Source organism: Collinsella sp. HCP28S3_E12, assembly GCF_052065595.1.
In the GTDB taxonomy this organism is placed as follows: Bacteria; Actinomycetota; Coriobacteriia; order Coriobacteriales; family Coriobacteriaceae; genus Collinsella.
In genome coordinates this window covers 1-17,678 of the sequence record NZ_JBQHTS010000014.1, presented here as the reverse complement: position 1 = coordinate 17,678, position 17,678 = coordinate 1, and the positions used below count along the sequence as shown (strand labels likewise).

Annotated in this window: 11 protein-coding genes, 1 tRNA gene and 1 other RNA gene; 3 read left to right on the top strand and 10 right to left on the bottom strand. The window is 61.3% G+C overall.

Going from position 1 to position 17,678, the window contains the following annotated elements:
- Positions 1–10: 10 nt before the first annotated feature.
- The 4 genes from ACTNBY_RS06630 to ACTNBY_RS06615 form a co-directional block, all read right to left on the bottom strand.
- A complete protein-coding gene (locus tag ACTNBY_RS06630) occupies positions 11–724 on the bottom strand; it encodes a response regulator (protein ID WP_441063885.1) in 714 nt (237 codons plus the stop codon).
- Positions 725–728: 4 nt separating this feature from the next.
- Positions 729–2,354, bottom strand: a complete 1,626-nt coding sequence (locus tag ACTNBY_RS06625; RefSeq protein ID WP_441063883.1) for a sensor histidine kinase — start codon at positions 2,352–2,354, stop codon at positions 729–731.
- A 188-nt stretch (positions 2,355–2,542) separates the two neighbouring features.
- Positions 2,543–4,570 carry a KUP/HAK/KT family potassium transporter gene (locus ACTNBY_RS06620; protein ID WP_441063882.1) on the bottom strand — a complete coding sequence of 676 codons (2,028 nt, stop codon included), beginning with the start codon at positions 4,568–4,570 and terminating at the stop codon, positions 2,543–2,545.
- Positions 4,571–4,728: 158 nt separating this feature from the next.
- Positions 4,729–5,598 carry a nitroreductase family protein gene (locus tag ACTNBY_RS06615; RefSeq protein WP_154517858.1) on the bottom strand — a complete coding sequence of 290 codons (870 nt, stop codon included), beginning with the start codon at positions 5,596–5,598 and terminating at the stop codon, positions 4,729–4,731.
- 213 nt (positions 5,599–5,811) lie between these two features.
- Here ACTNBY_RS06615 and ACTNBY_RS06610 point away from each other — a divergent pair, with 213 nt between their 5' ends.
- Positions 5,812–8,112 (top strand): LTA synthase family protein, encoded by a 2,301-nt coding sequence (locus ACTNBY_RS06610; RefSeq protein ID WP_441063880.1) that lies wholly within the window; start codon positions 5,812–5,814, stop codon positions 8,110–8,112.
- A gap of 690 nt (positions 8,113–8,802) precedes the next feature.
- Here the strand turns inward: ACTNBY_RS06610 and bilS are convergent.
- The 5 genes from bilS to tadA all read right to left on the bottom strand — a co-directional run bounded on the left by bilS (position 8,803) and on the right by tadA (position 15,603).
- Positions 8,803–9,354: a flavodoxin family protein BilS gene (gene bilS, locus ACTNBY_RS06605; protein WP_441063879.1), complete on the bottom strand. Its 552-nt coding sequence runs from the start codon at positions 9,352–9,354 to the stop codon at positions 8,803–8,805.
- Between the two features lie 110 nt (positions 9,355–9,464).
- Positions 9,465–11,324 carry an ABC transporter ATP-binding protein gene (locus ACTNBY_RS06600; RefSeq protein ID WP_441063877.1) on the bottom strand — a complete coding sequence of 620 codons (1,860 nt, stop codon included), beginning with the start codon at positions 11,322–11,324 and terminating at the stop codon, positions 9,465–9,467.
- Positions 11,325–13,208 (bottom strand): ABC transporter ATP-binding protein, encoded by a 1,884-nt coding sequence (locus ACTNBY_RS06595; RefSeq protein ID WP_441063876.1) that lies wholly within the window; start codon positions 13,206–13,208, stop codon positions 11,325–11,327. It abuts the gene before it with no gap.
- A 341-nt stretch (positions 13,209–13,549) separates the two neighbouring features.
- An RNA gene (ffs, locus tag ACTNBY_RS06590) (signal recognition particle sRNA small type) lies at positions 13,550–13,645 on the bottom strand.
- A gap of 176 nt (positions 13,646–13,821) precedes the next feature.
- Complete coding sequence (tadA, locus tag ACTNBY_RS06585) at positions 13,822–15,603, bottom strand: tRNA adenosine(34) deaminase TadA (protein ID WP_441063874.1); 1,782 nt, start codon at positions 15,601–15,603, stop codon at positions 13,822–13,824.
- Positions 15,604–15,654: 51 nt separating this feature from the next.
- On the opposite strand from tadA, the gene ACTNBY_RS06580 reads away from it, so the two are divergent.
- Positions 15,655–15,744, top strand: a tRNA-Ser gene (locus tag ACTNBY_RS06580).
- 2 nt (positions 15,745–15,746) lie between these two features.
- Here ACTNBY_RS06580 and ACTNBY_RS06575 read toward each other — a convergent pair.
- A complete protein-coding gene (locus ACTNBY_RS06575; protein ID WP_195838605.1) occupies positions 15,747–16,331 on the bottom strand; it encodes a TetR/AcrR family transcriptional regulator in 585 nt (194 codons plus the stop codon).
- Between the two features lie 211 nt (positions 16,332–16,542).
- Here ACTNBY_RS06575 and ACTNBY_RS06570 point away from each other — a divergent pair, with 211 nt between their 5' ends.
- The gene (locus tag ACTNBY_RS06570; protein WP_427719860.1) at positions 16,543–17,094 is read left to right on the top strand and encodes a LemA family protein; all 552 of its coding nucleotides are present in this window, start codon (positions 16,543–16,545) and stop codon (positions 17,092–17,094) included.
- Positions 17,095–17,678: the final 584 nt, after the last annotated feature.

Genomic DNA, 17,678 nt, shown 5'->3' with positions numbered 1-17,678 from the left:
GGTTGGCGATCTAGCCTTGGGTGACCAGGCGATAGCCGATACCCACGTGCGTCTGGATATAGCGCGGATGCGCCGGATCGGACTCGATCTTCTTACGCAACGTGCCCATAAAGACACGCAGGCTCGCCAGGTCGCTCTTAGTTGCCGTGCCCCAAATCTCGTGCAGGATAAACTGGTGCGTCAGCACCTTGTCGGCGTTGTGCGCCAGCAGGCACAAGAGCTTGTACTCGATCGGCGTCAGATGCAGCTCCTCGCCATCCATCGTGGCGATGCCGGCATCAAAATCGATATGCAGCTCACCGGTATCGAACGAGCCCTCGGAGGCAACGCCGCCCGTTTGCGCATACGAAAGGCGCCTGAGCGTCGTGCGAATGCGCGCGAGCAGCTCCTCGACCGAAAACGGCTTGGTCAGGTAGTCGTCGGCACCGGCATCGAGTGCGCGAATCTTGTCCGCATCCTCGCTGCGCGCCGAAACCACAATGATCGGCATGCCCGACCATGCGCGCACCGACTCCACCACCTTGACGCCGTCCATATCGGGCAGGCCCAGATCGAGCAGCACAATACTCGGTGCCTGCGATGAGGCGGCGGCGATGGCGGCATGGGCGGTCTCCACGGCCATATGGCGCAAGCCGTGCGACTCGAGCGCGGCAACGATAAGGTTGCGGACGGCGGGGTCGTCCTCAACGACCAAGATGAGCGGTTTCATGGCAGAGTTCGACACAGCGTTACTCCTTATCAAACGAAACGTCGGCGGCGGGAAGCCCAATCGTAAAGACCGAGCCGTGCGGGTCCGCCGCGGCAACCTCTATGCTACCGCCATGCGCCAACATAATGGATCGACAGAGCGAAAGTCCCAAGCCCACGCTGCGATGGCTATCAGCCAAGCCATGGTTGACAGTGTAGAACGATTCAAAGATCCGGCCCTGCTCCTCGGGCGCAATACCGGGACCGTCATCGGCGACGGAACATGCCACCTGTCCATCGTTCGCCATAATCGAGATCACGATATGCGAGCCCGACGGCGTATAGGCAATAGCGTTGTTCACCAGGTTCACTACCAGCTGCACCATCAGGCGCGCATCGACGTTGACGAGCGCCGGCTCGTCGCACGGCACCACCTTAAGATCGTGCTCGCGTACGGCCGGATTCACGTGGCGCAGCGCCTCCTCGACGATATCGTCCATGAGCTCGAGCGTGGTCGACAGATGCATGCCGCCGCCCTCGAGCTTTGTGATGGCGAGCAAATTCTCGACGGTGGCGTTGAGCCATTGCGCATCCGAACGAATGGAAAGGAGCATGCTGCGGCGCGTCTGGCTATCGAGCACGGCCGTGCCGGTCGAACCCTGGTCGAGTAGCACGTCGGCATTGCCCGAAATGCTGGTAAGCGGCGTGCGCAGATCGTGCGAGATGGAGCGCAGCAGATTGGCGCGCAGCTGTTCGTTTTTGGCGAGCACCGCCGCCTCCTCGCGGGCCTCCATGGCGCGGGCGCGATCGAGTGCCAGCTCGCCTTCGCTCACGATGGCGTCGGCAAGTGTCCGTTCCTCGTGCGTCAGCACGTCGGGCTCGGCAACGATAGCCAGCACGCCCACCACCGAGGCGGGGTCGCCCGAGCGCACGAAGCCGTCGCCCGTGCAAACCGTCAGGTAGATGCCATAAAACGCCGAGCCGCCATAGGTGGCATCGAGCGGCGTTCCCACATAGGCGGACGCCGAGAGCCGCGGCGGCATCTGGGGCGTCAGCTGGTGCACCGGCGAGGCGTCACCCACGGCCGTGTACGTCGCACGCGGCAGCAAGTCATCATCGTCGGCGTCGGCGCTGTACCACACGACCGGACAGCCCGAAAGACGCGCCAGCTGCGTTGCCATGGCATGCACAATCTGCTGCTGATCGGGACACCGCTGCAGCATGCGGTTGGTCTCGAGCACCATATGCGTGCGACGGTCGCTGGCGGCAGCCTGTGCCAAGGCGCGGCGCAGGGCCAACGCAATCGAGCTCGACACAAGCGAGACCACAAACATGATGAAGAACATGCCGGGATAGACGCGGTCGATAAACGATAGCGAGCAGCGCGGGTCGACAAACAAGAAGTTGTAGAGCGCTACGGCGGCAGCCGAGCTCAGCAAGCAATACAGGCGGCTCCAGGTAAAGAATGCGCACAGCTGCACGGCGAACACATAGACGATCATGATGCTCGGCGCGAGACCAGGATGGTCGAGCAGCGCACCCACAATCGTCGCCGCGACCAGCAGCCCCGCCGATACGCAGGCGTCATACAGAGGGCTGCGACGTGTCAGCGTTGTGCGCCGCCACCAAAAGCTATCGGCAATATCGCCGTCCGCACGGACGTCCATCGGCACCCCGCCCCTCTCTTAAAAACAAAAACCACCACAGAGGGGACAGCACCTTTGTGGTGGTTTCCCTTGTGGTGGTTCCAAGTGTATAGCCTTTGCAGTCTGCGGTCGTTAGACAAACAGTACGTGCGCGAGCAGGGCACACACTCTTGTCCATCGAAGGCCAACTCCATGCAACCTGTCGGCGACTACGGGCGCTCGTTGGGGGCCAGGCGCCGCATCTTGTTCACAGCCTTGAACTTGGTGAACAGCGGCACATACTCAAAGCTCACGTTGGAGTTCTCCAGGCCATACCAGCGCGCCGGCGTACCGGCAAAGCGGCGGATGATGTACTTGAGCGTGATGGCCGTGCGCTCGCTCGGCTCCACGTCACTCTCGGGCGCCAGGAGCTTGCGGATCATGACGAACTTAAACGTGCCGATGTTGCCCGGATCCTTGTAGACCGAGTAGTCATGCATCTGCGGCGGCAGCTCGCCAGTGGCGGCCAGATCCTGAACAACCTGGCGCAGGTAGGCGTTCACGCGCTGGTTAACCTTGTAGCCCAAGTACAGATGCACGCGGAAAACATAGTCGGTGCCAAACGTCTCGACCGAATAGGCAAAGGTATGCGGTTCGTCCATGGTCTCGACGTTCACGAACCACCAGGCGCGGGCGCGCTTGGGATGCTTGTCCAGAATCGAGTAGACGATATCGCGGTCGATGTAGTCGGTATTGGTGTCCTTGGTCAGGTACACGATGTTGTCGCTCATAAGCTCATAGCGATCGTCGTCGCGCAGGCGCTTGAGCTGCGGCAGATAGCTGCGCAGCGGCAGCAGCGTAAACTGACGCCGCTCGACCGCCGTGCCGTTGTACCAGCACAGCATAACGCCCATGATGAGCATGGCCATAAGAATAGTGAAATAGCCACCGTGGAAAAATTTGGTGAGCGAACTCACAAAGAAGAAGCCCTCGAGCATAAGGAAGAACGCAACGAAGATATACGGGACGACCTTAAGGCCGCGATCAACATGCAAGTAGAAGAAGAGCAGCAGCGTCGTGCACATCATGGTCAGGGTGATCGCCAAGCCGTAGGCGGCCTCCATGTGCGCCGAGCTCTGGAACAGCAGCACCACGATGACGCAGCCCACAAGCATGACGTTGTTGACCATGGGAATATAGAGCTGGCCCTTGGTCTCGGCAGGGTAGAAGACCTGCATGTGCGGCATGAGGTCCAGGCGGCTGGCCTCGGACACCAGCGAGAAAGCGCCGGTGATGAGCGCCTGCGAGGCAATGATGGCCGCGACGGTGGAAAGGCCGACGGCAAAGGGACGCAGGCCCGGGGTAAGCATCTGGTAGAAGGGGTTGAGGTCGGCGATACCCATGAGCTCCGGGTTGCCGGCGTTGTTGATAAGCCACGCGCCCTGGCCCATGTAGGACAGCAGCAAGCAGCACTTAACGAACGGCCAGGTTGCGTAGATGTTGCCACGGCCCACGTGGCCCATGTCGGAGTAGAGCGCCTCGGCACCGGTGGTGGCGAGGAAGCAGCTGCCCAGAATCATGATGCCCGCATGGTTGTTGGGGCTCAACAAAAAGGCGATGCCGCGCACCGGGTTGAGGCACAGCAGCACGGCGGGGTGCTGGAAGACAAAGAACAGACCCGTGCCGCCCAGGAACAGGAACCACAGCGTCATGATGGGGCCAAAGGCGTGGCCGATCTTGGCCGTGCCGATGCGCTGCACCAAGAAGAGCGCAATGATGATGGCAAGCGTGATGGCCACGACGCGGGCCTGATCGTCGCCCAGCACGGCATGGACTGCCGGAATGGTGCGCAGGCCTTCGATAGCCGTAGTCACGGTAACGGCAGGCGTGAGGATGCCATCGGCGAGCAGTGCCGCGCCGCCCAGCATGGCGGGGATGATGAGCCATTTGCCGCAGCGCTTAACCAAGCTGTACAGAGCAAAGATACCGCCCTCGCCATGGTTGTCGGCGCGCAGCGAGATGAGCACGTACTTGACGGTCGTCAGCAGCGTGACCGTCCACACGACGAGCGAGAGCGCGCCGAGCACGAACTCCTCCGTGACGCTTCCGATGCCGCCGTTGCCGGCAACGAGCGCCTTGGTTACATACATGGGGCTGGTGCCGATATCGCCATACACCACGCCCAGCGTGACGAGCATCGCCGAGATGCTCACAGGAATCGCAGCGTGCGAGGCTGCCTCCTTGGCCTTTTGTTCCATAAGCCGGTTTCCTCCCAACTTTAACGTTCGAGGGGATTATAGATAATCGTCCCATGTTTTAATGCACTGTTTTCCCAGCTAGATAAACATTTATACGGCCTTTAGGCCACCGCGGCGATATGGAATGCGACAAAGGGACTGTCCCTTTGTCACATTCGTCATTTTCCGAGCCAGTTTTTGAACCACCACTCCATGGATCGGCTCATCTCGGCCATAAAGGGGCTCGTGTGCTTGCGGGTGTAGATATCCACGACGCGCTCCCCCACCTCGCGGGCATGCGGACGGAACATCGCGTCCATCTCGGCCACCTGCGCATCCATGGTCGCGGCATCGGCGCGGCGATAGCGCTCCTCGTGCACCAGGTTCACCACGGGATGCGCAATCGCCGGGCGCTCCTTGCGGGGCGTGCCGATGATGAGCATCGACAGCGGCATGGTATAGGGCGGCAAGTCCAGCAGCGCAGCAACTTCCTCGGCGTTCTCGACGACATCGCCGATATAGCAGCTCCCCAGCCCCAGGGCCTCGGCGGCGACCACGGCGTTTTGGGCAGCGATCACGGCATCCTGCGCCGCGATGGCAAAGTCGCCTAAACCCGGCGCGCGGCGGGGCGCCTTGCCCGTGCGCTCGACAAACTCGGGCTCAAAGCAACCCACGTGCTCAAACAGATCGATCCACTTGGCATAGTCGACCACAAATATAAGTGCCCAGGGCGCCTTGGCGATCATGGGCTGGTGGTCGCACAGGTCGGCCAGGCGATCGAGCGTTGTCTGCTCGCGGATACTCACGATGGAATACATCATCATGGCGCCTGCCGACGGCGCGCGGCTCGCCGCATGCAGAATCGCCGCCCGCTGCTCGTCGGTCACCGCTACGGGACGGTCGTTGTCATCGCGCGCAAAGGCACGCGTGGACGAACGGTGCTCCAAAATGTCCAGCACCGCATTGCCCGTGGTCTCGACCGGATAGCCGCCCGCGCCCATGCCAGCGCCCACGTCGCCCGCACTCGTCATACAAACCTGCTCGTTCATCGCCTTAACCTCGCCATTTCTTTAGGAAGCCTTTACGTTTCCGTGTAATTCCCGTCCATTATCGCGCAGGTCGCCACTACATTGCGCCACACCGCCACACATGCGCGCTAATATGGCTGGTTGTTGTGCGCAGCCACCAATCGCAGCGCATATCTTGGTAACAATCGGGTAAACCCCCGCTTTCGTAGTTTTAAGTTTGTGAGGAGTCTCAGCATGTTCGCTGCCGCCATCTCGCTCGTCGGTCTTGCGGCGACCGTCTTCCTTGTCTTGCGCGAGGCCAAGGCCATTCGCGCGCAGTTGGGCACCGTTGCCAAGGGCGCTCTTGGATGGAGCGTCGCCTTCGGTCTGTTCCAGGTCTTTTTGACCATTTGGGGCGCCATGGGCCTCGTCGCCCAAAACGAGCCGCTCGCCTTTGTGATGCTCATCCTGACCAACGCCATCCTCACCGGCTGCGCCTGGGCCAGCATCGCACGCGACCGCATCGCCCCGCGCGTCTTTGCGTTCGCCGCGCCCGACGCCCCCGCCCCCACCGGCAAGCTCGCCCGTCTGCGCGGCGCCTTTGTGGGCAAACCGCTCGTCGCCGCCGTGCTGTGCCTGCTGCTCGCCGGCGTCTTTGCGCTGCTGGGCATGGAGGTCTCGTCCAACCACGACTTTACCTGGGTCTACCCCCTGTGCATACTGCTCGAGTGGGCCATCATCACCACGCTCATGGTCGGCCTGTTCTTCCTGTTCCAGCGCCGCGGCGCAGCTCCCGCCGTCCTGACCTTCGCCCTCTTTATCCTGGGCATTGCCGAGTTCTTCGTCATCACGTTTAAATCCATGCCCATCCAGCCGGGCGACCTTTCGGCCATCTCCACCGCCGCCGCGGTCGCCGGCAGCGGCTACACCTACTCGATCTCGCTGTTCTGCGTGCTGTCCATGGGCTTTACCGCCATCGCCATGCTGCTATGCGAGTACGCCGGCCTGGTAGCACCGCACCGTCAGAAGGGCGCCGCCAACGCCAAGCGCATGCTGCTCACCAACCTGCTCGTGGCGGTGCTGTGCCTGGGCGGCGTGACCGCGCATGTCACGCTTATTGACTACTACAACACCCTCGGCATCACCGTCTACACCTGGCGCCCGCTCGAGAGCTACTGGCGCGAGGGTTATCTGCCTGCCTTTATTAGTGCGGCACAGTCCATCAAGCCGCCCAAACCCGCCAACTACTCCGCCGACGACGCCAAGGCAACGCTCAAAAAGTATGCCAAGGCCTATGACAAGTCCGATGCCGCCACAAGCGACGCCCGTACCGCCGCCCAAGAGCAGTTCGATAGCGAGAAGCCCACGGTCATCGCCATTATGAACGAAACCTTCTCGGATCTTTCGATCTATCAGGAGATGCACGCCGGCTACGAGGGCCCGCAGTACTTTAAGAACCTGTCCGACTGCCTCAGCCGCGGCAAGCTCTACGTGAGTGCCTACGGCGGCGGTACCGCCAATACCGAGTTTGAGTTTATGACCGGCAACTCCATGGCCAACCTGGGCTCGGGCGTGTACCCCTACACCATCTACAACATGGAAACGACCGGAAACCTGGCAGAGCAGTTCAAGTCGCTCGGATATTCCACAACGGCCATGCACCCCAACCACGCAACCAACTGGAACCGTGAGAACGTCTACAAGGACTTTGGCTTTGACCAGTTCCTGTCCATCAACGACTTCCAGGGAGCCGACACCTTGCGCGGCATGGTGACCGACCAGGCAACCTACGACAAAATCCTTGAGCTGCTCAACCAGAACGCCGACCCGCAGTTCATCTTTGACGTGACCATGCAGAACCACTCGGGCTACGATACGGGCCTGCTGCCGGCAGATAAGCAGATGCACCTGAACATCGACACGACCGATCTGGACGCCAAGACCATCGAGGACGGCACACTCTCCGATGTCGACGAGTACGTCTCGTGCATCGAGCAGTCCGACCAGGCGCTGCGCTACTTCCTCAATGCCCTGCGCAATCTCGACCGCAAGGTGGTCGTGGTGTTCTGGGGCGACCATCAGCCGTTCTTCCCGTCCAAGTTCAACGATAAGTGGTTTACCGGCGAGGACGACGCTACGCATCAGGAGCGCCTGTGGCAGACCGACTACATCATCTGGGCCAACTACGACGTTGCCGGCTGCGACCAGACAAGCGAGGTCGACGACCTGTCCACCAACTACCTGTCCACCCAGCTGATGCAGCTGATCGGCGCACCACTGACCGACTACCAGAAAGCGCACATGACGCTGCGCAAGTCGCTGCCCGCCATTAACTCGGTGGGCTACGAGGACGCTAGCCTGCGCTGGGCGCTCTCCTCCAACGTCACCGGTGACGACGCCGTCGCCGCAGCGGCCACCAAGGCGCTCGAGGATTACGCCAAGATGCAGTACTACGAGATGTTCCGCGACGGCAAGAACGTGTACACCGAGCACCTCCAGACCGAGGCCAACGAGACCGACCCCAACCTGGCGCCGGGTACGACCAAGATCAAGTAGCGGGGATCAAGTAACGGGGTCGGGGGCCCGAATCGGCGGCAGGCGGAGGCACGGGAAAGGTCTGCTGCTCAAACAGTCCTGCGCAAGACGGGGGCCACATTAAGTGGCCCCCTTTGCGTGCGGAACTCGCGACAGACCTTTCCCGTGCCTTCGCCTGCCGCCGCCCCTCACCCGTTGCGGGTTGAGTGGGCTGATAAAGAAACTGCGCTCACCTCATGGTAGAAGCGTGGCCTGTCATGCGAATCGCGGAAACTGTGTCCCAGAATTCACGTCCGGAATGGGACGCAGTTTCCGCTTGAGGGCCTGTTGGGAAAGCGCATCCCACTTCAAGAGTAAATTCCGGATCGCACTTTCCGCTAAGGCTCTCAACCGGAAAGTGCATCCCATTCCAAGCCTTAATTCCGGGACACAGTTTCCGGACAAGGCGTAAAGCGGAAAGTGTATCCCAGTCTGAGCGCCGATTCTGGGACACACTTCCCGAAACCCTGCCCATCTGGAAAGCCCGTCCCACGCTCAATACATCCAGCGGACGCAGGAGAGCGTGTCTTCCAGGACGGCCTCGTCATCGGGGTGATGGAAAATGTCGCCCCACACGCTTGCCACGGTTGCTCCCGCGAGTGTCAAGAAAAAGCCTCGAGAATTTCGGGGCTTACGCTTCTGTATTATTTCGCACGCACGACGGCGATAGACCTACTCGCCCAGCACGGCCTTCTTGGCGGCTGCCGCCATGTTGTCCAGATCTTCCTTGGTCGGATGGTCCTTCGCGGCAACCCAGTTGTCGAGCAGCAACTTAGCGCGGGCGTTGTCGGAATCTTGCTCGAGCATGGCCTCGTAGCGCTGCTTGACCGCAAGGCCCATCTTGCCCTGGCACATCGCCCAACCTACAAGCTCGGCATCATTGGCCAAATTGGAGGTCACGCGATCGATAATCTGCTGATAATAGCTCTGGTCGGCGCCAAAACCGCAGGTGCCAAACAAAAAGACGCGCTTGCCGTGCAAGGTGGAGAGCAACGCCGCGACCGAAGGCGTGCACGCGCCCTTGTCACACCAAAAACCGACGAGCACCGTGTCGGCCGCGCAGGCGCCCTGCGCCTCGAGCGCAACCTGATCTGCATCCGCATCGTCGCTCAACGCCGCGGCATGGACAAACTCAACACCCGCAGCCTGCAGAGCGCGCTTGATCGCGCCCGAAACCATCCTGGTATTGCCGCTCTTGCTGTTAACCACCAAAGAGCACGTCATAGTCACGTTGCCTCGTTTCCCCAAAACTAAAGCCACTAATGCAATTTATTAGATGAATATCTTAGTACCAACGTGACAGATGTAAACCACCTGCCGCTAATCGGTGGCCCCTACTGGGCAAACTGGCTGCGGTAAAGATCGGCATAGAAGCCGTCTGCCGCCAGCAGCTCGTCGTGTGTGCCGCGCTCGATAATCTCGCCGTCGCGCATCACCAGAATGCAGTCGGCGTTGCGAATGGTGCTCAGGCGGTGCGCCACCACAAAGCTTGTGCGACCGGCCATGAGCTCGTCGAATGCCGCCTGCACCTGCAGCTCGGTGCGGGTGTCGATGCTCGAGGTCGCCTCGTCCAGCAGCAAGATCGCCGGGTCGGTGAGCATGACGCGCGCGATGCACAGCAGCTGTTTTTGACCCTGGCTAAACGTGCCGCCGTCCTCGCCAATCACCGTGTCGTAGCCCTGCGGCAGCTGCACGATAAACTTGTGCGCATGCGCGCGCTTGGCAGCTTCGATAACCTGCTCGCGCGTGGCATCGGGACAGCCGTAGGCGATGTTATCTGCCACCGTGCCCTCGAACAGCCACGTATCCTGCAACACCATGCCAAAGGCACGGCGCATGCTTGCGCGCGTGTAGTCACGCGAGGAACGGCCATCGACCGCAATGCGGCCGGCATCGATATCATAAAAACGCAGCAGCAAATTGATGAGCGTTGTCTTGCCACAGCCCGTAGGGCCGACCAGGGCAAAGCGCATGCCGGGCTTGGCCTCGATGCAGATATCCTGCAGCAGCTTGCGGTCGGACACGTAGCTAAAGTCCACATGCTCAAAGGCGACCTCGCCCTGCGGTGCGGCAAGCTCTACAGCGTCCGACGCGTCGGGCTCCTGCTCGCGCGCATCGAGCAGCGCAAACATGCGGCGCGCCGAGGCATACGCCGACTGGATCTGCGTAATAACGTTGGTGACCTCGTTGAACGGCTTGGTGTACTGGTTAGCATAGGACAGAAAGATCTGCACGCCGCCCACCGTAAGCGCCGCGGGCACGCCCGTGATCACGCCCACGCAGCCGATCACAGCGACCACGGCATAGATGATGTTATTGATAAAGCGCGTGCCGGGGTTGGAGAGCGAACCCATAAACTGCGCGCGCTCGCCCGCGGTGTAGAGCTCGGCATTGAGGGCATCGAAGCTCGCTTGCGCGTTGGAGCCATAGGCAAAAGCGTCGACAAGCTTCTGCTCGCCCACGTACTCCTCGATATGACCACCGAGCTGGCCTTGGATGCGCTGCTGTGCCGTAAAGCTCTTGTTGGAGAGCTTGGCAATAGCACCGGCTGCAAAAATGGAAAGCGGCGTGACGAGCACCACCACGAGCGTCATGGTCAGGTTGATGGAAAGCATAAACGCGAGCGTGCCCACGATGGTGATAACGCCGGTGAAAAGCTGGGTAAAGCCCTGCAGCAGGCCATCGCCCACCTGATCGACATCGTTGACCACGCGGCCCATAAGGTCGCCGTGGGCATGGCTGTCGATAAAGCTGAGCGGCATGCGGCTGAGCTTGTCGCTCGCCTCCACGCGCATGTCGCGCACCGTCTCGTAGGACAGGCGGTTGACGCAGTAGCCCTGCAGCCACTGGAAAGCCGCAGCACCTACGACGACAATCGCGAGCTTGGTGACAAGCGGCAGCAGCGCATCGAAGTCCACCTGCCCGGCGGCGACGATCAGGTCGATGCCCTCGCCGACGAGGATGGGCGTGTAGAGCTGCAAGATCACCGAAGCGGCGGCACTCACAAACGACGCTACAAACGAAATGCGGTGCGGACGAACATAGCCCAGCAGGCGGCGGGTCACCGCACCCACGGGATAGCGCTCGGGATCGCCGGGCTGGCGCGGACCGTCGCCCAGGTCGTTGAGGTTATCGTTGCCGGACACGTTGGCCGTCATCGTGGCAACCGAACCGGAGGAAGTGTAGGGATTCATTTAGCAGCCCTCCCTTGCGCAGACGGATGCGGGGGCGGTCGGGGCGCCTGAGGCGGACGCGGGGCTTGGAGCGGGCGTGGGCGCCGTACTCCCCTGCTGACCCTCGAGCTCCTCGCGGCGAAGCTGCGACTGGCAAATCTCGCGGTAGAGCTGGCAGCTTGCATACAGCTCATCGTGCGTGCCCAAGCCCGCGACCGAGCCGTGGTCGAGTACGCAAATCACGTCGGCGTCGCGCACGGTCGAGACGCGCTGGCTCACGATGATGGTCGTCAGCGGCAGCCCGCCCTCGGCAGCACCGCACACGCTTCGTTCACGAATGGCACGGCGAAGCGCTGCGTCGGTCTTAAAGTCGAGCGCCGAGGCGGAGTCATCCATGATCAGAATCTGCGGAGAGCCCACCAGGGCACGTGCGATGGTCAGGCGCTGGCGCTGGCCACCGCTAAAGTTCTTGCCGCCCGCCTCGACCGGGGCATCTAAGCCCTGCGGCTTGTTGCGCACAAACTCGCTGGCCTGCGCCATATCGAGCGCCGCCCACAGCTCCTCGTCGGTTGCCGCCTCGTCGCGCCAGGTCAGGTTGCTGCGGATAGTGCCGCTCACCAGCGACGCGCGCTGTGGAACGGTCGCGACCACGTGGCGCAGCTGGTCGAGCGGCCAGGTGCGCACGTCGGCACCCATCACGCTCACGCTGCCCACGCCCGCATCGTACAGGCGTGGGATAAGCGAGACGAGTGTGGACTTGCCGCTACCCGTGCCACCGATAATGCCGAGCGTTTTGCCCAGCGGCAGTTCCAGGGTCACATCGTTGACGGCGTTGACAGCGCCGGCGCCAAACGAAAAGCTCGCATGGCTCAAGCTCAGCGCGGGGACTGGAGCCGAGCCACCCGCCAGGTCGCTCGGCTTGGGCAGCGCGACCGGCTGGTTGCCCTCGTCGGTGATGCTCGGCTCACAATTGAGCACCTCGTTGATGCGCGAAGCGCTCGCGCTCGCCTTGGTAAAGACCACGACCAGGTTGGCGACGTACACGATGGAGGTGAGCGTCTGCGTCATGTAGTTGACGAACGCCATAACCTGGCCCTGCGTAAGCTCGCCCACGTTGACCTGGATGCCGCCCACCCACAGGATGGCGCACACGCCTAGGTTCATCATCAAAAACGTTACGGGGTTAAGGATCGACGAGAGCTTGCCTACCGCGATGGCGGTATGGGCCTGGTCGTCGGCGGCTTGGGCAAAGCGCTCGCGCTCGTGATCCTCGCGCACAAAGGCGCGGACCACGCGGGCGCCCGAAAGGCCCTCGCGGCAGACAAGCGCGATGCGGTCGAGCTTTGCCTGCAGCTGCTTGTAATACGGAATGCAGCGCGCCATGACAAACCAAAACACCAAGCCGATGGCGGGCGTGCAAATCAAAAAGATGATGCCGAGCTTAAGGTCGATGGCAAGGGCCGCGCACATAGAGCCCACCGCCAAAAAGGGCCAGCGAATGAGCATGCGCACGCCCAGCGCCACGGCAAGCTGCACCTGGTTGACATCGTTGGTGATGCGCGTGATGAGCGACGGCGTACCAAAGCGATCGAGTTCGGCATAGCTCAGCTTATTGATGTGCTGGTAGAGTGCGCCGCGAATGTCGGTGCCCATGCCCTGCGAGGTGAGCGCCGCCATCTTTTGGCAGACGAGCGTAAACGAGATGCCGATCACAGCCATGGCGGCGAGCACCATACCGTAGTGGACGACGGCGTTGACATCGCGTGCGCCAATACCCTTATCGATCATCTGGGCAATCACGAGCGGCGTAAGCAGGTCAAAAATCACTTCGATCAACTTACACGCAGGGCCAATCACCATATACCGGCGAAACTTACCACCAAAACGCCTGAGCAGCTCAATCATAGAAGGCGCTCCCTATCATCATCTCTCTTCAATCTGATTCATGATAGTACGGCGAGCCCTGGAGATGCGTAAGCAACTCGTTACAGATGTAAGGGCGACGGTCACTAGCGCCCAAGGCATGTAGCAGCCGATGCTTTGGCAACGCCAGCGAGCGCCGCAAGACACGGGATTCAATTCTTCAGATAAATGCGCCCTCTACGGGTGATTTTTGGACGAAGTGGTCCCGGTGCCGGCGGGCTGTTTGGTAGTCGAGCGATCCCGCAGGCAAAGCCGAGGACCAGCGAGACACCAAACAGCCCGCCGGCACCGGGACCGCATCGCGGCACCAAAAAGCGCCCGTGCGCTCGATGGATTCGGATGCCCGACAGAGGCTCCTTATGGCTGCTTCCTTCCGGACCTGACCAGATTCGGAACATGTCGTCATCCGAACCCATCGAGCGCGCTTGGCGCTCGGTATATCTTACCCGCTCCCGCCCGATGGGGCAAGGTAGCTAATTTGGGACGGGGCCAAAAAGACTACTTTTGAGTTGCGGTGGAATAGTTCCTGTTTTACGGCCAAGGCCAAAAACAGGAACTATTCCACCGCAACTTATTGAGACTTGCCTGGATAAACTCAAATACGGCCGAGGTCGTAGGCTCGAGCGGCTGCCTCGCCGGCACAGATGAGGTTGGTTGTGGCTTCCTGGGGGTCGAGCGCTTGGTCAAGGGGCATGGGCCTGCGGCAAACCGGCAGAACCAAGTCGATACCCTGTCCATACACCGCATCCAGGTTGTCGGCACGACCGCCTACGGCGGCGACCACCGGCTTGCTATATCGCTTCGCACGACGGGCCACGCCCACCGGCGCCTTACCGGCGGCGGATTGCTCGTCCATATTGCCCTCGCCCGTTATGACCAGATCGGCATTGCGCACGCACTCGTCAAACCCAATCAAATCGAGCACCGTCTCCACGCCCGAGCGCAGCTCCGCACCGAGCGCCAGCAGCGCGGCACCCAAGCCACCCGCCGCGCCCGCGCCGGGCACGCCGAGCACCGAGCCAAATGCCCGTGCGCCCTCGGGTGTGCGCAACAACCCCTGAGCCCGCGCCCTAGCAATCGCCGCATCGAGCAGGCGGCCATAGCCGACCATCCATCCGTCGTACCCGCGCAGCGCCTCGACGTCACCCGTCGGCAGGCCTTTCTGCCCGCCAAACACCGTCAGGGCTCCTCGGCGCCCCACGAGCGGATTCTCAACATCGGAAAGCACCACGATACGCACGCCATTCAGCGCCCGAAGCGCTGGCGCCAAATCGATACTCACCACGTGTTCGAGACCCGCAAGACCGGGGGCGATATTGCAGCCACACTCGTCGACAAGATGCGCGCCCAGCGCCTGCAGCATACCGGCGCCGCCATCGTTGGTAGCGCTGCCGCCCAAGCCAATATAGATAGTCTTTGCCCCAGCACGGACCGCGCGAAGCATGAGCTCGCCCACGCCATAGGTCGAAGCCGCGATCGCCGCCGATTCCGTGCAGGGCGAATACCCAATACCCGCCGCCTCGGCCGTCTCAACTACAGCCGACTCGTGCTCGCCGTCCACCAGCATCCGGGCAGACACGCGATCGCCCAAGGGCCCTGCAACCTCGCAGGTCAAAAGCTCGCCGCCGCGCGCGGCGACGGCATCGAGCGTTCCCTCGCCACCATCTGCCAGCGGCAATGTGCACACATCGGCATCGGGCCAAGCGCGGCGTACACCCTCGACAACCGCCGACTCCGCCTGTGCACTCGAAACGCTGCCCTTAAAGGAGTCGATCGCCAGCAGCACACGGCGGGGCCGGCGGCACGCGACACCAAAATCGACCGCCTCAACGGCAATATCTTCGGCACACGTGAGTGCCTTGGCATGAGCGGCATGCGTCTCAAGATCGGCCCCACAACCGCAGACAGCACCATCGGTGTCACGCAGCCCACTAAAATAGCCGCTCAACACCTCACGACACTCGTCTGCCAGCACGCCGGCGGTCACATTAAACCGATGGTTCAGGCGCGAATCGGCATTGAGGTCATACAGCGAGCCCACCGCGCCCGCCTTGGCATCAGCCGCACCATACACGCAACGCCCCACGCGCGCGTTAACCATAAGCCCCGCGCACATGCAGCAGGGTTCGAGCGTCACGTAGACCGTACAATCGGAAAGGCGCCAACGCCCAAGCGTCTGAGCGGCGGCGCACAGGGCCAAAAACTCGGCATGTGCCGAAGGGTCCTGGTCGAGCTCACGGCGATTATGCGCCCTCGCGACAATCTCGCCCGCACGCACCACCACAGCACCAATCGGCACCTCGCCCACTGTCGCAGCGGCGCGCGCCTCCGCCAGCGCCTCGCGCATGAACTTCTCGTCGATTTCGGTGATCGTCATCGTTCGCCTTCCCTGTTGCAAATTCAAAACGATGCTATCATTACGACTCACGGAGAGATGGCAGAGCGGTTGAATGCGGCGGTCTTGAAAACCGTTGAGCGCGAGAGCGTTCCGGGGGTTCGAATCCCCCTCTCTCCGCCACCTTAGTGATTCACCGGCGTCATGGTGCGCTCAAACAGCGCATCGACCACGTCGGCCATCTCGGGTCGACGCTCAAGATCGTGGCCCGATTCCCACCAATTTGTGAACACTCGAATAATGCCACCGGCGATAAATTCCGATGTCGTCTCAAGCGAAACGGGCGCCAGGGCGTCTTCGGCAAGCGAGCTCATCACGCGCTCACGGATGGAATGCGCGATGCGGTCGCAAATCATGCCGGTCAGCATGCCCGACATGCTGCTCGCCAAAAGGTTATCCATGAGCTGCTCATGCGCCAGTACCATATTCATGGCATCGTCAAAGACCTCATGGCGAAGCGCCTGTACATCCACAAGCGGCTCCGCGTCCGCTGCGTCGGTCTGGTTTTGCGGCAAGCCCGTCATAAGCTCATCGATATAGAAGGCAAAATAATCGTTTTTATCGCGAAAATGCTTATAGAACGTCGTGCGGCGAATCAGGGCCCGGTCGCAAAGCATGGCAACCGTCAAATCCTCAAACCGATACTCTTCCAAAAGCTCGGTAAAGGCGTCGAACAGGGCACGATAGGTTTTCTTGATGCGAAGGTCCATCCGTATCGCCATCCTCAAGGCGTAGACAGCATTCCGTAATTTGTCGCATATCTTACACCTGTACCAACCGTTCGATATTGGCGCCCCCTCCCTGGTTGAAACAAAACGCTTACCGGAAAGTTCGGCACCGCCAAAGGTTGCGGGTATACTAGATACGTTATACCAACAACGGCCGGCGCAAAACGCCGCTGCCATTCGAAACGGAGACATCATGCTTCCCGTCATCATCGGTATCGTTGTTGTCGTTGTGATCGTCTGCGCCATCGCTGGCATCTACAACAACATGGTTACCAAGCGCAATCGTATCGATAACGCCTGGCAGAACATCGACACGCAGCTGCAGCGCCGCAACGACCTGATCCCCAACCTGGTCGAGACCGTCAAGGGCTACGCCAAGCACGAGCAGGACACGCTCGCCGCCGTGATCAACGCGCGCAACACCGCCGTAAGCGCCACCACCCCCGAGGCCAAAATGGAAGCCGACAACGTGCTGACCGGTGCGCTGCGCCAGCTCTTTGCCGTGGCCGAGGCCTACCCCGACCTTAAGGCGAACACCAACTTTATGCAGCTCCAGGCTACGCTCGAGGACACCGAGAACAAGGTGAGCTACGCGCGCCAGAGCTACAACGACTGCGTGCTCAGCTACAACAACGCCATCCAGACGTTCCCGGCCGTTATCTTTGCCGGCATCTTCCAGTTTAAGGAGCGCCAGGGCTTCGAGGCCGCCGAAGCTGCCCGCCAGGCACCGACCGTCAAGTTCTAACAGATCCGCAGCGTATCCTTAATCGGGTATATGCATAAACCGTCCCGTCGAATGCATACTTCGGCGGGACGGTTGCTTTTTGCCCACAGGTACCCCAGAGGGCGGCGTGCAAATTTTGGAGTTTTCAGCATCCTGGAGCCCAAAGGAACAGGAACGGGCCCACAAAACCGCGTTGAAAACCCTGATTCTGAGCCCTCAGCACCTCAGGGATCACTCATTTTCTACAGGATGCGGCTCACGGCGCCTGACTTTCGCCCAAAATCCCGTATGCATGCGCACCCGGCTGCTGAAAACTCCCAAAAATGTACGCCCCGTCCCACCCCAGGCGAGCGGCAACCGGAAAACCGCGCACGCACCTCTTCCTGGTGCGGGTTTTCCTACAGAACTGCGCGGGGTCACTAGGGCCAAGCTCCTTATGGAGCCCACACCCAGGCGCACTCCGCAGGACGAAAGAACCCCCGCCGCACGTAGTGTGAACTGCCTCCCATTTCTTGGACATGAGAAATGGGAGGCTTTTTATGCGTGTCGACTTGAGGGTGAAGCACGACATCGAGGCCAGGAAGGCGGCGATCGGGCTCTTCGAG

Coding starts and splice junctions, on each gene's coding strand:
- ACTNBY_RS06625 (WP_441063883.1), bottom strand. CDS start 2,354: ATGGACGTCCGTGCGGACGGCGATATTGCCGATAGCTTTTGGTGGCGG.
- ACTNBY_RS06620 (WP_441063882.1), bottom strand. CDS start 4,570: ATGGAACAAAAGGCCAAGGAGGCAGCCTCGCACGCTGCGATTCCTGTG.
- ACTNBY_RS06615 (WP_154517858.1), bottom strand. CDS start 5,598: ATGAACGAGCAGGTTTGTATGACGAGTGCGGGCGACGTGGGCGCTGGC.
- ACTNBY_RS06610 (WP_441063880.1), top strand. CDS start 5,812: ATGTTCGCTGCCGCCATCTCGCTCGTCGGTCTTGCGGCGACCGTCTTC.
- bilS (WP_441063879.1), bottom strand. CDS start 9,354: ATGACGTGCTCTTTGGTGGTTAACAGCAAGAGCGGCAATACCAGGATG.
- ACTNBY_RS06600 (WP_441063877.1), bottom strand. CDS start 11,324: ATGAATCCCTACACTTCCTCCGGTTCGGTTGCCACGATGACGGCCAAC.
- ACTNBY_RS06595 (WP_441063876.1), bottom strand. CDS start 13,208: ATGATTGAGCTGCTCAGGCGTTTTGGTGGTAAGTTTCGCCGGTATATG.
- tadA (WP_441063874.1), bottom strand. CDS start 15,603: ATGACGATCACCGAAATCGACGAGAAGTTCATGCGCGAGGCGCTGGCG.
- ACTNBY_RS06575 (WP_195838605.1), bottom strand. CDS start 16,331: ATGGACCTTCGCATCAAGAAAACCTATCGTGCCCTGTTCGACGCCTTT.
- ACTNBY_RS06570 (WP_427719860.1), top strand. CDS start 16,543: ATGCTTCCCGTCATCATCGGTATCGTTGTTGTCGTTGTGATCGTCTGC.